The sequence below is a fragment of the Polyangiaceae bacterium genome (genome assembly GCA_020633205.1).
GTDB lineage: Bacteria > Myxococcota_A > Polyangia > Polyangiales > Polyangiaceae > JAHBVY01.
Genome location: JACKEB010000011.1, coordinates 588,349 through 603,883 on the forward strand (window position 1 = coordinate 588,349; position 15,535 = coordinate 603,883).

Annotated in this window: 17 protein-coding genes; 5 read left to right on the plus strand and 12 right to left on the minus strand. The window is 63.5% G+C overall.

From position 1 onward, the window contains the following. Positions 1-108: 108 nt before the first annotated feature. Both H6718_09110 and H6718_09115 read right to left on the minus strand, forming a co-directional pair. On the minus strand, positions 109-897 hold the full coding sequence (locus H6718_09110) for a hypothetical protein (GenBank protein ID MCB9585545.1): 789 nt from the start codon (positions 895-897) through the stop codon (positions 109-111). 36 nt (positions 898-933) lie between these two features. Continuing rightward, entirely contained in the window at positions 934-1,338 is a 405-nt protein-coding gene (locus H6718_09115; GenBank protein ID MCB9585546.1) for a hypothetical protein, read from the minus strand. Between the two features lie 290 nt (positions 1,339-1,628). Between H6718_09115 and H6718_09120 the strand changes: the two genes are divergently transcribed. Then, positions 1,629-3,002, plus strand: coding sequence for a VWA domain-containing protein (locus H6718_09120; GenBank protein ID MCB9585547.1), 1,374 nt, complete (start codon positions 1,629-1,631; stop codon positions 3,000-3,002). A 163-nt stretch (positions 3,003-3,165) separates the two neighbouring features. Beyond that, positions 3,166-3,753 (plus strand): SCP2 sterol-binding domain-containing protein, encoded by a 588-nt coding sequence (locus H6718_09125; GenBank protein MCB9585548.1) that lies wholly within the window; start codon positions 3,166-3,168, stop codon positions 3,751-3,753. Positions 3,754-3,883: 130 nt separating this feature from the next. On the opposite strand, the gene H6718_09130 is transcribed toward H6718_09125, so the two are convergent. The 8 genes from H6718_09130 to H6718_09165 form a co-directional block, all read right to left on the minus strand. Beyond that, the gene (locus H6718_09130) at positions 3,884-4,210 is read right to left on the minus strand and encodes a hypothetical protein (GenBank protein ID MCB9585549.1); all 327 of its coding nucleotides are present in this window, start codon (positions 4,208-4,210) and stop codon (positions 3,884-3,886) included. Positions 4,211-4,431: 221 nt separating this feature from the next. After that, a complete protein-coding gene (locus tag H6718_09135) occupies positions 4,432-5,895 on the minus strand; it encodes a PD40 domain-containing protein (protein ID MCB9585550.1) in 1,464 nt (487 codons plus the stop codon). Further along, on the minus strand, positions 5,892-6,812 hold the full coding sequence (locus tag H6718_09140) for a TonB C-terminal domain-containing protein (protein ID MCB9585551.1): 921 nt from the start codon (positions 6,810-6,812) through the stop codon (positions 5,892-5,894). Before H6718_09140 ends, H6718_09135 begins: the two co-directional genes overlap by 4 nt. A gap of 15 nt (positions 6,813-6,827) precedes the next feature. Further along, a complete protein-coding gene (locus H6718_09145; GenBank protein MCB9585552.1) occupies positions 6,828-7,292 on the minus strand; it encodes a biopolymer transporter ExbD in 465 nt (154 codons plus the stop codon). A 12-nt stretch (positions 7,293-7,304) separates the two neighbouring features. Next, positions 7,305-8,051 (minus strand): MotA/TolQ/ExbB proton channel family protein, encoded by a 747-nt coding sequence (locus H6718_09150; protein MCB9585553.1) that lies wholly within the window; start codon positions 8,049-8,051, stop codon positions 7,305-7,307. 155 nt (positions 8,052-8,206) lie between these two features. Beyond that, complete coding sequence (locus H6718_09155; GenBank protein MCB9585554.1) at positions 8,207-8,761, minus strand: OmpA family protein; 555 nt, start codon at positions 8,759-8,761, stop codon at positions 8,207-8,209. Between the two features lie 835 nt (positions 8,762-9,596). Next, the gene (locus H6718_09160) at positions 9,597-9,983 is read right to left on the minus strand and encodes a hypothetical protein (GenBank protein ID MCB9585555.1); all 387 of its coding nucleotides are present in this window, start codon (positions 9,981-9,983) and stop codon (positions 9,597-9,599) included. A gap of 532 nt (positions 9,984-10,515) precedes the next feature. Beyond that, positions 10,516-10,842 carry a hypothetical protein gene (locus H6718_09165; GenBank protein ID MCB9585556.1) on the minus strand — a complete coding sequence of 109 codons (327 nt, stop codon included), beginning with the start codon at positions 10,840-10,842 and terminating at the stop codon, positions 10,516-10,518. 108 nt (positions 10,843-10,950) lie between these two features. Here H6718_09165 and H6718_09170 point away from each other — a divergent pair, with 108 nt between their 5' ends. Together H6718_09170 and H6718_09175 are read left to right on the plus strand one after the other, a co-directional pair. Next, the gene (locus tag H6718_09170; GenBank protein ID MCB9585557.1) at positions 10,951-11,697 is read left to right on the plus strand and encodes a hypothetical protein; all 747 of its coding nucleotides are present in this window, start codon (positions 10,951-10,953) and stop codon (positions 11,695-11,697) included. 114 nt (positions 11,698-11,811) lie between these two features. Next, positions 11,812-12,567: a hypothetical protein gene (locus H6718_09175; GenBank protein MCB9585558.1), complete on the plus strand. Its 756-nt coding sequence runs from the start codon at positions 11,812-11,814 to the stop codon at positions 12,565-12,567. Between the two features lie 22 nt (positions 12,568-12,589). On the opposite strand, the gene H6718_09180 is transcribed toward H6718_09175, so the two are convergent. Both H6718_09180 and H6718_09185 read right to left on the minus strand, forming a co-directional pair. Next, positions 12,590-13,006 carry a hypothetical protein gene (locus tag H6718_09180; GenBank protein MCB9585559.1) on the minus strand — a complete coding sequence of 139 codons (417 nt, stop codon included), beginning with the start codon at positions 13,004-13,006 and terminating at the stop codon, positions 12,590-12,592. A 75-nt stretch (positions 13,007-13,081) separates the two neighbouring features. Next, complete coding sequence (locus tag H6718_09185) at positions 13,082-13,687, minus strand: hypothetical protein (protein MCB9585560.1); 606 nt, start codon at positions 13,685-13,687, stop codon at positions 13,082-13,084. 998 nt (positions 13,688-14,685) lie between these two features. Between H6718_09185 and H6718_09190 the strand changes: the two genes are divergently transcribed. Beyond that, the gene (locus H6718_09190; protein MCB9585561.1) at positions 14,686-15,366 is read left to right on the plus strand and encodes a hypothetical protein; all 681 of its coding nucleotides are present in this window, start codon (positions 14,686-14,688) and stop codon (positions 15,364-15,366) included. Positions 15,367-15,535 lie beyond the last annotated feature (169 nt).

The following is a 15,535-nucleotide window of genomic DNA, read 5'->3' on the forward strand; positions in this document are numbered from 1 at the left end:
CAGCCGTCAGCGCCGTTGCCGTGCAGCGAGCTGCCTGTGACTGGCGCTAGCTTGAGCGGCGCGCATCGCGTTGGTTCCGTGGGGAACCGACGTGGGCCCTTGGGGGGGTCAGTTGAGCAACGTGCACTCACCAACACCCGGAGGGTCGCGGTCGAAGTGTACGCAGGACTGCTCGGGGTCGGCGCAGGGCCGTGGGTCCGTCGGAGACTCCGGCTGCTTGGCCTCGCACAGCGGCGTGCAGCGGCCGCCAACACAAGCGTGCATGGCCACGCAGGGCTGTTGTTTGCTGCACTTGGCGCCGGTGGTCGCGGTACCGGCTGGGGCGCACGCTTGGGCGCCAGTTGGGTCGACCAACTGGCAGGTGCGGTTCTCTTCGCTGCTGCACCCACTGGGGTCGAGCACGCTGCAGGTTCCTACCGGGAAGCACAGATCAACGTCTGCCGCGACCGAGCCTCCCCCAGGCAGACCTAACTGATACTGTCGGATGCAGCTCTCGCCGCTTGGGCACGCGCTCCAATCGCCCCCGCAGCACTGCGTGCGACACTGCCCTGCGGCGCACAGCGTGCCTGACGCACATTCGCTCGAGTCGCTGCACGACCCGCCGGCGGCCCGCGTGCCAGCGGGCTGACAGCGCGCGATCGCTTGGTTGTTTTCCAGCGCGGGCCGGCAAGCCTCACCGGCGCTGCAGCCGCTGTTCGTCTGGTAGTTGCAGTCACCTTGACCGCACAGCGTTTCCCCGTCCGGCGGATCTTCGATTCCGCCACCGCCATCTTCGATGACCGCGGGCACTCCAGCGTCCGGGTCTTCTGACTTGGGGCTGGAACCTCCACCGCAAGCGCTCACAGCAAGCAGACTGAGCGCGACGAATGGCAGCGGAAAGAAGCGCGAATCGATCATCGACTGGGCCTTGGGTGCGCTGAGCGCACCCCATGTTCATAGCGTCATCAGCCAGATCCAGCCAATCGCACCGGCAACCAACCACAATGCAGCCAGTGAAACCATGCTGCCGATGAACCATTTGAGTCGCTGAGCGAGCTTGGGGTCCTTGGGAGCCGCACCTCTGCGCGTCGACGCCGCCCAGGCCCACGGTAGCGCTGTTAGGTGCGGGATGAGCAGCGTGATGAGAGCGCAAGCCATCACGAACTCCATCACGATCTCGAGCTGAGCGGCAGCCAGGGCGTCCAGCTGTAGGTCGGCGGCCACCTGGCGCAGCAACTCCGAGTGGGCTCCAGTGGCCGTGGCGCGCCGCACTTGCTCGCCGCGAAACATCAGCGCCAGCGGAATCGCGGCCATCGCGCTGATGACACCTACGGGATACGCGCTCAGGTGCGCCAGCATGTAGCGCTCACCAAACCAGCGCAGCCGCCGCCAGATCGAAGGGGGTGGTGGCACCACAGACGTCGGCGACGCAGTCTGGCCTCCGCTTTCGGAGCTCTCTTCTGTGGATTCCCCGATGGCTGACTCGGTGGGAGTTTCTGTATGGGTTTGCGAGGTCACAACTGGGCACGTCGGTTGGGCACGCGCTTCGAAACAAGGCTGCCGATCAGCACCTTGCTGGACCGCGAAGTGCAACGCCAATGCTACCATCAAGGCGTTGCTTGTTCGTGTGGGGAACGTGGAGGGCGAGGATGAACCAAGGGCTTTACCGCAGGAATCATCAGTTGCGCTGGGCGCGTCGAGTCGTGCGCTCGGGCATGAGTGTGCTCGCGCTGGCGCTACTTGGCGCCGCAGCGTCTTGCTCTGCCAGTGACACCAGCGGCGGGTCAGGCGGAGGCGCCGGAAGCGGTGGTGCCGGTAACGGCGGCAGCAGCGCGTTCGGAGGCAGCGGCGGAGACGGTGGCCTGGGCGCGACCGACGCTGGCGGTGGCACTGGAGGGCTGGACCCTGATGCCTCATGTGGCCGCTTCACCGCCGCCGCAGAGCAAATCCCTGCGGCAATGTTGGTGGTGCTCGACCGCAGCCGTAGCATGACCACAAACAGCAAATGGCCAACGGCGCAGCAAGCCATCGTGCAAGCGATCGACAACGATGCCTTCGACGACCTATCGCTGGGGCTCTTGGCGTACCCCTCGAGCACCGTCGCGGGACCAGCTTGCCTCTTCAACCTACCAGTAGCCTGCGGCGTCAGCGCGCTGCCCCAGGTCCCGATCGGACCCACTGCCAAGAACAAGTCGAACTCCGGTACGGGTTCCCGCGCGGCGATCTACCAGTGGTTGGTCAACAACAACCCGGACAATGGCGCGGCGGACGCGAGCCCTGGATACGAAGCGCTGCGCGTTGGCATCAACTCGCTCCGCCAGCTGGCGATCAATGGCAAACGTATCTTGATCTACATCACCGATGGCGGCTTTGGATGTGCGTCGGTGAGCGCTCGAGGTGGGTACACCGACGCGAATGGTTGCCTCGACTGGGAGTATCCAGATTCGGTGAACACGTTGATCACCGCCGGCCGTACTGACGCGACCGCACCGGTCGACACGTTCATTGTTGGGGTTCCCGGTTCCAACACCAACGGCGGCTCCTCTGGGGGAATCGACGCGGCGCCGTACTCGATGCGCCTCGCGCTCAGCTCCTACGCGTACTCGGGCGCTCCCGATTACGTGCCCAGTGACTGCGACGGGCGCACCTTTACGCAGGGCGGAGCAGACCCGACGGTGCCTTGTCACTTCGACATGACCCAAGGCAATTTCTCGATCAACGAGCTGGCCAAGGCGATCTCGGACATTCGCGGCCGCGCTCTCGGTTGCACCTTCTCCCTGCCGGAGCCACCGGCGGGCGAGACGATCGACCCAGGCGAAGTGAACGTGAACGTCACGGTGAACGGGAACGCAGCTTCGGTCCCTCGCCGCGCGGACAGCAGTGACACCTGCGAAACCGACGGCTGTTGGGACTACAACGCCGAAGGGGACGTAGAGCTCTTGGGGAAGGCTTGCAGTGATCTAGAAGGGTCGACCAGTAGTCAGGTCGACATCCTCGTGGGCTGCAAGACCGTGATCAAATAGCCGCGTGGCACGGCGCCCCCCGGCCGGTTCAATAGCGCCTGCTCTCAATCAAGGCGGCTTGGTCCTGCCGTCGGGGTGATCCGCTTGACCTCTCGGCAGCAATCGGAAAAAAGCGCTGACTGATCATTCGCCGCACACGACGCGAAACTGACGAGGAGTACCCATGGCCGACGTTCCCGAGACCCCCGCCGAATTCTTCAACCAGTATGTCCCCGCACGCTTCTCGGCGATCCAGGATGCGCTCGCTGACAAGAGCTCATCCGGTTGCATCACGTTTCGCGTGACTGACTCCGGCGAGTGGAGCTTGCGCCTGAAAGACGGCGCCTTGGTCATCGAAGACGGAATGGGCGATGACGTGATCGTTCAAGTCACGCTCAACACCGATGACTTCGCCGCGATCTTGGTCGAGGGCGCGCGTCAGCAGGAAGCGAAGGATCAGAAGCCGGAGAACCAGGTCGTGGCGCTCAAGGCGATCACCATCGATGAGACCCGCGCCAATCAGGTGCGTGGCGTTCAGGGCAGCGTGAGCCTGGTGATCACCGACGGAGACACCACGCGGCGCCTCACCCTCACGCCTGGCAGCCAAGCGGCCAAGGTCGATAACCCCGACTGCAAGCTCAGCTGCCAAATGAGCGACTTCATCGAGTGGCAAGAGGGCAAGCTCCAGCCGATGCAGCTCGTGATGACGGGCAAGATGCGCATCGAAGGCAACGCGCAGATCCCCATGGCACTGACCGCAGTCCTCGCCTGATCCCGCGAGGTTTCTTGGTCGAGCCCAAATCCTTGGCGCTCTTGGCGTCCTTGGCGGTCAATCCCACCGCTGAGCTGGGGCGGTGGGGACCACGAGAGCAGCCACGCGGTTCTGGGAAGCACTGGGCGGTTCAGTCTTCTGGAGGCGGTGGCGGCGCGTCGCCGGGGACGCAGGCGAAGTAGTCGTCTTTTACCGTGCGGCAAACTCCTTCGAGGGTACCGTGGGGTGACTTGAAGCTACAGTCTGCGCCCTCCTGCTTACCGCTGCAGGCGTCTTGGGCTTCCTTCGGTGGCGGGTGCGGCGGGCGCTGCGGACGCTTCTCGGCGTTGGTGCTGGCGCGTGGGTTGGCTGGTTGTGCGCTGTCCGGCTGTGAGTTGGCTGGTGCGGCGTTGGCGGCGGCGCTCAGGGCGACCAGGCTGACGGCGAGCAGGCCCAGCTTGATGAATGGCTTGTGCAATGGTTCCTTTCCGCGGGGCGATGGTGCCCACGCGGAGAGGCTTTGAGCAAGCCACGTGCCAGCACCCGCGGCGCAGACGCCGTGCGCGGATCCCCCTGTTTTTGGCTGCTGGCGACTTCCGGGCTACGCCTGCGATCGACATACAGGCGAGATCTGCAGCGGCGACTGCCAGCTGTGCTCGGTTGGAGGTGAGCGGTCCTCACCCCCAAACACGCTTTGGCCTAGATGTCCTTCTTGGGGACGGTCTTTCGTGCAGGCTCGTCGGACTTGGGTTCGTCCTTCTTGGGTTCGTCCTTCTTGGGTTCGTCGGACTTGGGTTGGTCCTTCTGGGCGTCTCTCAGCTTCTTGATGTTGCCCGAGAAGGACACCTTTGGCGGAGGTAGTGGGCCCCACTGCAGGCTCTCACCGTACTGGGTGGAGACCTTGGTCGTCTTCCAGCGCTGGAGGTTCATCATGTAGATGCCCTTCTCCTTTTTGCGCGTGGAAAAGAAAGCGAGCAGGCGTCCGTCAGGGCTGCACGCTGGGTAGGTGTTGGAGCCCATGTTCTGGGTCAGGCGGACGATGCCATGGCCCTTTTCATCGCTCATCACCAGGTCGCGCCGGTCGCCGCCGACCTCGACGGAGTACACGATACGCACGCCATCTTCGGTGTCGCAGAAGGTTGGTGCGGAGGCAACGAAGCCCGCGGGCGAAATTGCCTTGCCGTCGACGTAGATGCGCCGAGTGGAGCGCTTGCCCACGCCGCCACCCACCCACGCGAGCTTGCCAGTCGGGGAGAAGATGGGCCGTGTGGCGAGCTCCGTCTTGGAAACGGGCTTCATCTCAGTGCCGTCCGGGTTGCCAACGTAGATGACGCTCTTCAGGCCCTCCGAGACAGCGACGGCCAGCTTCTTGCCGTCCTTGTCGAAAGCGACGCTGTAGATCGAGCCGTCGAAGTTGAGCTTCACCGGCTTGTCTTCACGATACAGCTTGAACGGCGCGTAGTTCTTGCTGAGCACGTAGTAGAAGCTCAGCGCGTTGGGGCTCCACACCGGGGCGAGCGCCGTGTCGTCCGCGGTGGTGCGCGGCTTCAGATCGTGCCCGTCTGCGTCCATGCTGAAGATGCGGCGGTTTTTGCCCCATTTCCCGCTGAAGATCATGTGGCTCGCGAAGCCGCCGTCGGTGCCGGTGATCGCGCCGAGGAGCGCATCGGTGATGCGGTGCGCGGTCTCGCGGACGTCCTTCGGATCGACCACGAGCTTCTTTTCGTAGACGGGCTCCTTCCCCACGTTGAGGAAGTAGGCGAGACCCATGACCTCGATCTTGCCGGCTTTAGTTTTCCGCGCGGCAACCTTGACGATCACCTCAGCGCCGACCTTCTTCCACTCGTCCACGTCGACGGGGTCATCGAAGGAGTAAAGACCGGGCGGCGCCTTGTCGTCGCCGATCACGCGGAACATCCCGGAGAGCTCCATGTCGCGGCGCACGACGCCGCGGACGATGACGTCCTCCAGGTCAGGCGACAGCGACGGCAAGATCGCGAGGCTCGTGACGTGTACGCCCACGTCGCTGCTCTTGACCACGAAGGGACCAAGCTTGGTCTCGTCGAGGGGCGGGTCCGCGGCCTGAGCGCTGGCGCCCGTTGCAAGCAAGCTCACTGCGCCGCAGCTGAGAGCGGCAAAGCTCAGGGAGAGCACGCGATTCATTCTGACGGTGCCTCGGGTGCTGGGGCGGGGGCTTCCGGCGCGGGTGCCGGCTTCGGCTCGGGTGCAGCTGGCGCTGGATCCGGCTCGGCCTTCGAGGGGGGATCGGTCTGAGTGCATGATCGGCTCTTGTCACCCGCGAACACGGGGAAAACGGTGGAGTCCAGAATGTCTGGATAGTTCTTGGGGGGAGGCGGGAGTTGCTGCCCTACAGTCGACTGCATCGCCTCGCGTACCTTGGCATCGAAGACTGCATTGCCGCTGGGGCGGGTAATCGTAAAACCACTGACCGAGCGATCGCCGCTCACCGTCGCGCTCACGGAGGCGCGCAGGCCACCGACGACGCTACAGGGCAGGCTCGCGGGCTGATGGAAGCGGCTGCTGAACCAGGCGGCGATCTTCATGCGGTAGAGGCTCACCGCGCGGGCCTTCAATGGATCCGTCTCGGTGCCTTCCTTGACGCCGTCGGGAGAGCCTTCGCCTTCCGCCGTGGGTTCAACTTCGCCCGCGTCCAGATCCTTGATGTCGTCGTCGACTTCCTTGGCGATTTCCGCGTCGGGGGGCGGCGCCGCCGCGTCACCCTCAGCGACTTTGCTCTCGGGGATCTTGGTCGGGTCGTCTTTGGCGTCTGGTGAGGGCGCTGATGCGGCCTCCATGCGCTTGATGGCCTCGGGCTTGATCTGCCACATATCCGGCAGCTTCGGCTTCATCTTCTTGCCGCCTAGCTTGAGCAGCGGCAGCTCATCCATCACCGGTTTGACCGCGATGGGTAGCTCGTTCGACTTTGGCTCCGGCTTTGCTTGGCCTGCCTCGAGTTGCAGGTTGAGGTAGCGGGCGCCCACGGGCGAGCCAACGCAAATCACCACGGAAATGACCATTCCGAGGGCTAGCTCACCGGTTGTGAAGTCAGACCACGCCATGTCTAGAACTCGCGACTACTTGGACGGCTGAGGGGCGGGGGAGGATTCATCGACCTCCTCCAACTCCGGCTGGACCAACAAATTCAAAGACGTAACGCCGCTTGCGCGGGCCGCCGCGACTACCTTCGCGACGACGCCGTAGCGCGCCTCCTTGTCGGCGCGGATGTAGAGCTCGCGCTCCTTTTGGACGCGCACGCTGTCGAGCAGCACGGTGTCGATGCTGTCGGTGACGTCCTTGTCAGCGAACATGATGCGTTCCTCCTTGGTCACGGTGACCAGGAGCCGCGAGTCTTTCACTGGGGTGTTCGCTGCCTGCACGTTGGGCAAGTCGATGCGCAAGCCCGTGGTGAGCAGCGGCGCCGTGACCATGAAGACCACGAGCAGCACCAACATGACGTCGACGAACGGCGTGATGTTGATGTCGGTGAACCCGCCACGACGTCGGCCTCTGCGGCCGCCTCCTCCAACTTTCGCTCCCATGGCGTGCGCCGCTCAGCGACCAATCCCTTGCATGGTGGGTGCACCCTGAGAGTGCTCGGGTTGCGCGCCGTCATTGCGCCGCACGAGGGGCACCGCGGAGGTGGGGCCTGCGGGATTGCCGGCAATGATCTCGACCCAGGCGTCGCAGGAGGCTTCGAGCTCTTCGAGCAGATCGCCCACGCGGCGGTCGATGTAGTTGTACGCGATGGTCGCGGGGATGGCGGCGAAGAGACCTACCGCGGTTGCGATCAGCGCCTCACCGATGGCCGGGGCAACGACGGGCAAGGAAGCGCTCTTCTCCTTACCGATCAGGATGAACGCCTCCATGATGCCCCACACGGTGCCGAACAGACCGACGAAGGGCGCCGCAGAAGCGATGCTCGAGAGCGTCGGCATGAGGCTCGAGGCCTTGGCTTGTTCGTTGACGATCGCGCGCTTGGCGACCGCTTGAAGTAAGTCGCTGTTGAGGCCCGGCTGATGGTGGCGCTTACCGAGCTCCATCACCACCCGGCCGCCTGGCGAGTGGCGGTGTTCGATACTCGCGCTGATCAGGTCGGAGGCGTTGTGGATGTTCTCCGTCGCCCGCTCGAACGCCAGGTTCGAGGAGCGCAGGCGCATCAACTGCAAGAACTTCACGACGACGATGAACCACACCGCCGCCGCTGCGAGCAGCAGGCCAAGGAGCACCACCAGCACTACGCCCTTCGAGTGCATGGCAAGGGAGATCGGGTTCAGATCGGCTTCGGCGAGGAACAGCATGTTGATGGTGGCCTTACGACTGGATTGCGCTGGGTCTAGGGGAACGCGCTGGCTTCGACGAGCGGCGCTAGGTTCCGTAGGGATTCGGGTCCTGACATGCCGAGTGGCTGATCGACGACATCGACCAGCCACTCCGTGTCATGTGGTCCTCAGGATTACTCCGCGACCATCACGTCGACGCGGCGATCTTCGAAGTAGCTCGACTCGTCGGTGCCAGTCGCGTCCAGCTCTCCACGAGAGCTGGTCTTGACGCGGTCTTTGCCGAGTCCACGGGTGCTCAGCGCGGACTTCACGTTCTCAGCGCGACGGCCGCCGAGCACCATGTTGTACTCCTCATCTCCGCGGGGATCCGCGTGGCCGACGAGCTGCATGACCTTGTCCTTCAGCGGCCCGGTGGCGAAGCAGTCTGCCAGCTTCTTCAAGACGGCCTCGTCTTGCGGCCGGATGTTCGCCGAGTTGTAGGCGAAGTGCGCATCGGAGTCGCTGATGCCGCAAGCCTTCTTGATCTCGTCGGAGATGTTGATCTGGCTCTTCTTGGGGTCGTCGTCCGGGTCGTCCGCCGGGAGCGCGTCGTCGCCCGCCGTCTGGGTTGCGGTGGACACGGGTTCCGTTCCACCCGTGGGTGCAGCCGGCGGCTCCTTCGGATCGGAACCACAGGCGAGTAGTAGGGCGGCGGGCAGCAGGGTGCTCAGCAGATGGAATTTCTTCATGCGACCTCCTTGGCGGATTGCTCCGAATTCGGCGGGTTGTTGGATATCTCGGGGAGTTGCGAGTTGCCACGCGGCTATCGAGGCGCGCGCCTGAATTAGCTGCGTGCTCGGTACAAACCGCGGGGAGCCGGGACGGCCTTACAGTGGAGTCGATGCTCTGGCCAAAACTCGCGAGCGCCTTTGCTTAGCGCTTCGCGGGGAGCATGTCTTCCAACCCAAACTTTGAAAAGCCCTCACAAATTGGGCCAACCGGCGCACCGTTCAAGTCCTACTGGAAACGAGCGGAGCCGTTGCAGCAGCAAAGGAATCCGGTGGAGCGCCGGGACGATTCGCCCCGATGGCGAGCGGATCCCTACACTCGAATGACTCGATTCTCGGTCTGGGTTCGTCAACGGGGCCATCCCGGAAACTCACGACACGTGACGAAGCTAGGCTTTCGAGGCGGAAACTCTGGCGGCCACGAGGAGGGTCGGGGGGGAGGCGCGGTGGGGGACGCTTGACCTCACCCCCGAACTTCCGCCCGGCTTCCGCGCCGGTACGGCTTGGCTCTCGCTGGTGACCATGAACTCGACGCGGCTCTCTCGGGCGTTTGACTTGGAGTTCGCCTACGCGTCGACCCCAGCACCACGATGCGAGGAAACAGCTCACGCAGCTTCGCGTGGAAGGCGCAAGCTCTTTGGATCGTGCTGCGTTCGCTAGTGTCCAGTAGCGGAACGACACGATCGTGTGGCGAGTGGTAGGCAGGACCGTGCGAGGTTTCGTGACTAAAACCGCGCGGAAATTAGAGGGCGTTTCAGTCGCCCGTGTCGGGTGGAGCCAGGCTATCGCGCGTCACTCATTGCCTACACCAACGCACGGCTTGGTCTTCGCTGTGAGTAACCAGCGTCTCCAGGCCGCTCTCGCGAGCCATCCGCTTGACCTGGAGCTCGCCAACGGTGGTGGCGACGAGAACGACGACCCGTGGGAAGATGGAACGGAGCTTCGTGCGCAGTTCGTTGGTCGAGCTTTCGAAGGCGTCGGAGTTGTTCCCGGGCGCGTTGCGCATGTCGAGGATCAGCGACCACTCGCGGTGAGTTTCCGTGAGCTGGGTCATCGACTGGGTGTAGGTGGCAAACAGCTCGGATACCTCAGTGCGTTCTGGAGAACGTCGGACCCAGACGATTTGCGTCAGCGGGTCCTCTTCAATCGTGACGAGGGAGTTTTCGAAGACGATTTGCCTCATGATGTTTCTCGATAGGGCTCGGCCGGTCGTCAGTCCAGTAGCGTTTGGATGAAGCGGGCGTGGCCATGATTCGCTTTTCTGCGGACGATTCGTGACGAGCATTGCCATGGCAAAAAAACGCCGAATACAAGCTCCGCTCAGCTTTTCAGCTCGACCAGCAAACTCCGAGGTGACCCATGACATGGCATCGAGAAGCTTTGCGAAGCGTGGGGGAGGTGCCCGAGCTGACGCAGCGTTGCTCATCCGTAGAGGAGATGTGGCTCCTCGAGCTGATGCTCCGGGCTGTCAGAGATCGCGCCGCGGTACACGCGCGCGCTGGGGGGTCGGCTATCGGCCTATGACTGGAGCGGCTTGCTCGCCATGGAGCTCCCGCCAGAAACCGAGGACCAGCAGTTGATTCCTCCGGGAATCGATCTGGACGCCGACGATAGCGCCCTACGCACGCGGTTGTTGCTGCCGGTCGCGATCTGAACACGCGAGCAACGTCTGCTGCTGCCCTTGGATTCGCCATAGCTCAAAGCTGAAGCCGGCGTCACGAGTTGGTTAGTCGGTGGAGCAGATAGGCTGTTGCCACCACGAAGAGCACACTGATGAGGGCGGCGATCAGCCTCGGTGCCTTGCTTGGATCCGAGCGCGGCTCGTGCTGCAGCGACGCCATAGCTAGGATGGCGACTCCGCCCAGGCGTTTTTCCGCGCTCGAACCCCGCTCGTGATCCCCGGTCATGCCTTTGTAACGGGCGGCCGCCTCTGGGAGCTGCCGCGTGTCCTGACAGTGACTCATGAACGCGCCATGCACGGCGTCGTCATCCCAGTTATCCAGGACCTTTTTCCACAGCGCTTCTAGGATCGGGTCACTCATCAGCGGGCTCGTCGGCTGGTGGCTCGGATCTAGCGCTTAGTGTAACCCACGCGAAGCTTCTGTCGCTGACACCTGTGGGAGGACGGCGTGATACCTTTGGGCCCTCCCATGTCAGACAATCCCTACGCCGCACCCCAGTTCCCCGGAGATTTGCCGCCTACCCAGGGAGGCATGCATGGACCTCCTTCAGGCTGGGATGCCTCCGAGGTGATCGGCATTGCTTGGGAGATCTTCAAGCGCCACTGGGCGGTGTTGTTCGGTAGTGCCTTCCTCGTCTACATCGTTAGCCAGGTGCCAGGCTGGATTGCTCAGGGGATCCAAGTCGGCGCGGAGCTGGAGCAAGGGAGCCCCGAGCAGTCCTTGGTTCAAGCCGTGGGCTCTTTGATCGGTAGCCTGATTAGCCTCTACTTTTCGGTGGGTCAGGTGCGCTTGTACCTGCAGGCAGCGCGGGGTCAGACTCCCGATTTTAGCGTGCTCTTCTCCGGTATGGATCGTTTCCCTGCGGTATTGGGGATGGGTTTCCTCGCTGGCATCTTGATCTTGCTGGGCCTGATCTTGCTCATCATCCCAGGCATCATCTTGAGCTATGGCCTCTACATGGGCGCCTATTTCGTGATCGACCACCGCATGGGGCCGGTCGAGGGCCTGAAGAAGTCTTGGGAAGTCACCAACGGTCACAAAGCGAATCTGTTCGTGTTCTCCCTGCTGGGCGGTCTCGTGGTGCTGGCTGGCTGCTTTGCCTGTCTTGTTGGCGCCTTCGCCGGCCAGGCGGTGGTCGGTGTGGCGACCGCCATCATCTTCCTCCGCCTCACCGGAGAGCAGACCGCGGCCCCCGCCGTATGGGGCGCGGAGTAGCCAAGGACTGATTCGCCCATGGCGAGTCCGGGCAGCGTGAGACCGCGCGGCAACCTGGGTGACGTCTTGGGCAGCGTTTCGAAGCTTCTTTCGTGCTAGCGTTGGCGCCGTCCGATGGATGTCGACAACCCCTACGCGGCTTCGGAGTTCGATGAACTCCCGCCTGGCGCACCAGCCCAGGGCAACTCTACAGCGCTGCCCTGGAACCCGACCGAGATCTTCGGCATCGCCTGGGATCGCTTCAAAGAGTACTGGATCGTGCTCTTCCTCGCGGTGCTGCTCGCTGAGTTCCTCGGCAATGTCCCCGAGTGGCTGGCTCAATTCATTCAGATGTACGGCGGCCTCGAGCTGCACTCGGAGGTGTCGCTGGCGATCGCTTATGGCGCCAGCTTCCTAGGCTGGCTCGTCGACTGCCTCATGGCGGTTGGGCTCGCTCGGATGTTCCTTCAGGCTGCCCGCGGGGAGACGTCCCCGGAGTTTGGGATGCTGTTCAGCGGCTTCGACCGCGTGCTGCCCATGCTGGCGTGCCTGCTCATCTCGCAGCTCGCGATCGGGTTGGGGCTGGTGTTGCTGATCGTCCCCGGCGTCTTCTTTGCGTGCGTGTTCTTCATCGCGGACTTTCTTGTGGTTGATCAGCAGCTCGGCCCGCTGCGCGCTCTCAGCACTTCGTGGAAGCTCACGAAGGGTCACCGCCTGAACATCGTGGTGGTTGGGGTTTTCGGCATCCTCGCCAGCCTGGTTGGTCTCCTGGCTTGCCTGATTGGCGCCTTCGCCGCCCAAGCTTTGTTCGGCGTGTGCTCTGCCCTGATCTACCTAAGGCTGATCGGCGAGCAGACCCGTGGTGTTAGGGTCTGGGAATCCTGGCAATAATATTGCCGCGCGGTAACCGACGCTAGCCGCGCTTGAGCTCACGGAGCAACGCCTGGGTCAGCTTGAAGTACTCCGAGCGTTCGTACGGCTCATTCAGGATGTGGAAGTCCTTGCCGCTGAGGCCCACGCAGCCAAAGCAATAGCTGCAACCCGAAAGCCCGACGCATCGAACCAAGTAGGAGCTCGAGCTGCAGTCCTCCGAGAGCTGGCAGTGGTGACAGCCGATCAGGTTCTGCGCGTCATGGCAGTGGGAACAATCCGTGAGGCGCTTGCTGCGCACGCAATAGGACGAGCGCGTCAAGCTCTCCGAGTCGCGGCAGAACGTACAGGAGTGACAGCCAACGCAACCGCTGCACTCCACACAGGCGAAGTTGTCACGGCGGGCGCGGCCTGCCTGCAGCAAGTCACGATAGGCGCGTTCGAAGTCCCCAAGCTTCACCCGCTAATGATTAGTACGGCTGCTCCCTTGGAGCGAGGGTGAAGCAAGTTTGTGGAGCCGCTCTGCTGCGGCGAGCTAACGAATCGAGCGCAGGAGCTCTGCCGCAGCGTCCCGGGTCGTGTCTTCGTCCGCGTACTCTTCCAGGCGCCGCAGCCGCTGCACCAACACCGGCTTCTTGATTGGCATCGCGTGCTCCAGCAGCGACGTCATGTTCTCGATGGCCTCGCGAGCGCGATCCTCACGCACGTGCTCCAGGAGCTGAAGCTGAACTTCCTGCTCAATGGGGAGCTCGAAGCCCGCGTCCACATACACGTCGACTGCTCGCGAAATCGCGCTGCGTCCCTCGGAGAGCAGGATCCGCTCCAGCAACCGCTCACGCTCTGCCTCACGGGCATCGAACTCACCCACCGTGCGCTGAACGATACGCGCAGCGCTGCGATCCTTCACCACCGCTTCGCGCCGACGCTTCGGCTGATCCGCGGCGTCCTCTGCGCTCCCATTCTTCTGCGGCTTCGGCGCAGCGGAGGCTGCGATGGCGCGAGACTTGGGTTTCGCGAGCAGTGGGGAGTTGGGACGCCGAGCAACGATCAAGAGCGGCTCTGCCGCGGCGCGTTGCGTGTTTCGTCCCTTATTTCGACGCCGCCGGCGGCCGCCGGATGCGTTGTGACGTTGGCCTTCCATCATCTTTATTCCGTCTTCTTGCGAATGATTCGCTGATTCGAGCCTCCGTTGGCGCGGGCATCGCGCCTCCCAGCGTAGCGCTGAGCTTCTGTTGCTTTTCCGCGAGGTCTCCGCGGTACCTGGCGCTACGCGCAGGTCGATCAAGCTCGCTCGGAGGTACGAACACTCAACAAAGTCGCGCCGTGTGGTGCGAACAATCAGCAATCCTATTTGATCGTTGTTTCGGTTTCGCCGTGGTCAGGCTCGATTCCTCGCGGCGTCTGGCGATCGGTCCGTTGGCGCCTCATGAGCGCTCTCATCTCTATCGGGTATCGAGTCCCCGCCCCTCAGGCGCTCTTCGGCTTTGATTCCTAGCTTGGACGCAATCCTCGTCTTCGTGTGCGTCGCCTTGCTCGGCGCCCCGGCTCTCTCGGGTTGCAACGTCTTGATGTGGGCGTTGCTGCCAGCGTTTACGAAAACGTCGTTCTCTCGAAAGCCACCGAGTTGCTCCGCCGAGATGGCTGAGCAGCTAGTCTGGTGCGACGGCTGGTCTGAATAGCGACCAAGGGCCGGTCTTTAAGACCGAGTTCTGTGTGCGGGAGCAGCTGAGAGCGACCAAGCTGGCGCGTCGTCTTGAAGGTCCGCCGCGTCAGAAGGTACAGCTGGATTGGGAACTCCACCCACCAGAAGCCTGACCACAAGGGCTTAGCACACGATTTTGGTGGTGGTCGAGGCGAAGCGGGCAAACGTCGAACAATTAGGATCGCGGGCGCATCCAGAACAGGCGAGAAGGGGATTTCGCAGTCGCACCGACCCGCTGTCGCCGTGACTTGATCCAGCGACTGAGTCCGAGCTTTTGTTTGTTCGCTTCTCCTCCGCTGAGTGCTTTCTTGCAGCTGCTTTTCAGCAAGTTCGCTTTCATGACCTCCGCCCAACGCAACACGTCCAGACTCCGTTCCTTCCGTTCACGACTGGCAGCCGGTTCTGCCCGGGTTTTTTTCCCCGGCCTCGTTCGCTGCGTGGCCGTTCTGTCCTTGGTGGTTGGCTGCGGTGGTCAGGCGCCCGTGGCCACGGTTCCCCCGCCACCGTCGTCAGCTCCGCCTCCCGAAGCGCCCAGGGCAAGCGTCGACTTACTTGGGGAAGACTGGGGCGAGGTGGAATCGCCCGAGTATCCCTTGGTGGTTCGCCTGCCCCAGGCTCGCGCTTGGCAGGTGGACGATGCCGAACGCAACTGGCTCGAGTTGACCCACTCTCGCAGCAGCTCTTCCGTGCGGATTCGCAGTTGGCGCGCCGGGCGACGGGCCCGTCCGGTGGATTGCCGCGAGCAGGCTTCGCTTTGGGTGCCCGCGATTCGCGAACTCACGGAAGATCAACGAGTAGCTGAGCACGATCTGTCCGTGCCCGAGGGGTTCATTACCCACGTCGAACTCTTCGCCGTGCCCCTCAGCGCACCTGATGAGCTGCTGGAGGTCGAGGGCCGAGTTTTAGCCTTTGGAGCCGCGCCGATGCGCTGCATTGCTGTGCTGTTCAGCACGCGCGCCAGGGGTACCGGCGCGGATCGCGTGGTCGCCGAACGCTTGGGGTTGTGGGCCGACGACGCGCTGCCCCACTTGAGGATGCGGGGGATCGCGGACCGCGTTCGTCCCGAGCCGCTAGCGCCGCCGCGGGGAACGGCGGCGCCGAGTTTGTCTGGCCCCTAGCGCATTGCCGCGGGGAAGAGACCGCGGCCTAGCTCACTGGGCAGGCTGCTGCGGGATCCAGCCTGAGGGGATGCCCGAGGGCAGCGTAGAGGGAATGGCCGAGGGCAGCCCTGAGGGAAGCCCAGCTGGCGCCATGGGCTGTCCAGGTGCCGGTTGGGCTGGCTGGCCA

Coding starts and splice junctions, on each gene's coding strand:
- H6718_09165 (MCB9585556.1), bottom strand. CDS start 10,842: ATGAGTGACCCGATCCTAGAAGCGCTGTGGAAAAAGGTCCTGGATAAC.
- H6718_09140 (MCB9585551.1), bottom strand. CDS start 6,812: ATGGCGTGGTCTGACTTCACAACCGGTGAGCTAGCCCTCGGAATGGTC.
- H6718_09145 (MCB9585552.1), bottom strand. CDS start 7,292: ATGGGAGCGAAAGTTGGAGGAGGCGGCCGCAGAGGCCGACGTCGTGGC.
- H6718_09110 (MCB9585545.1), bottom strand. CDS start 897: ATGATCGATTCGCGCTTCTTTCCGCTGCCATTCGTCGCGCTCAGTCTG.
- H6718_09185 (MCB9585560.1), bottom strand. CDS start 13,687: ATGGAAGGCCAACGTCACAACGCATCCGGCGGCCGCCGGCGGCGTCGA.
- H6718_09170 (MCB9585557.1), top strand. CDS start 10,951: ATGTCAGACAATCCCTACGCCGCACCCCAGTTCCCCGGAGATTTGCCG.
- H6718_09120 (MCB9585547.1), top strand. CDS start 1,629: ATGAACCAAGGGCTTTACCGCAGGAATCATCAGTTGCGCTGGGCGCGT.
- H6718_09155 (MCB9585554.1), bottom strand. CDS start 8,761: ATGAAGAAATTCCATCTGCTGAGCACCCTGCTGCCCGCCGCCCTACTA.
- H6718_09160 (MCB9585555.1), bottom strand. CDS start 9,983: ATGAGGCAAATCGTCTTCGAAAACTCCCTCGTCACGATTGAAGAGGAC.
- H6718_09135 (MCB9585550.1), bottom strand. CDS start 5,895: ATGAATCGCGTGCTCTCCCTGAGCTTTGCCGCTCTCAGCTGCGGCGCA.
- H6718_09150 (MCB9585553.1), bottom strand. CDS start 8,051: ATGCTGTTCCTCGCCGAAGCCGATCTGAACCCGATCTCCCTTGCCATG.
- H6718_09175 (MCB9585558.1), top strand. CDS start 11,812: ATGGATGTCGACAACCCCTACGCGGCTTCGGAGTTCGATGAACTCCCG.
- H6718_09125 (MCB9585548.1), top strand. CDS start 3,166: ATGGCCGACGTTCCCGAGACCCCCGCCGAATTCTTCAACCAGTATGTC.
- H6718_09115 (MCB9585546.1), bottom strand. CDS start 1,338: ATGCTGGCGCACCTGAGCGCGTATCCCGTAGGTGTCATCAGCGCGATG.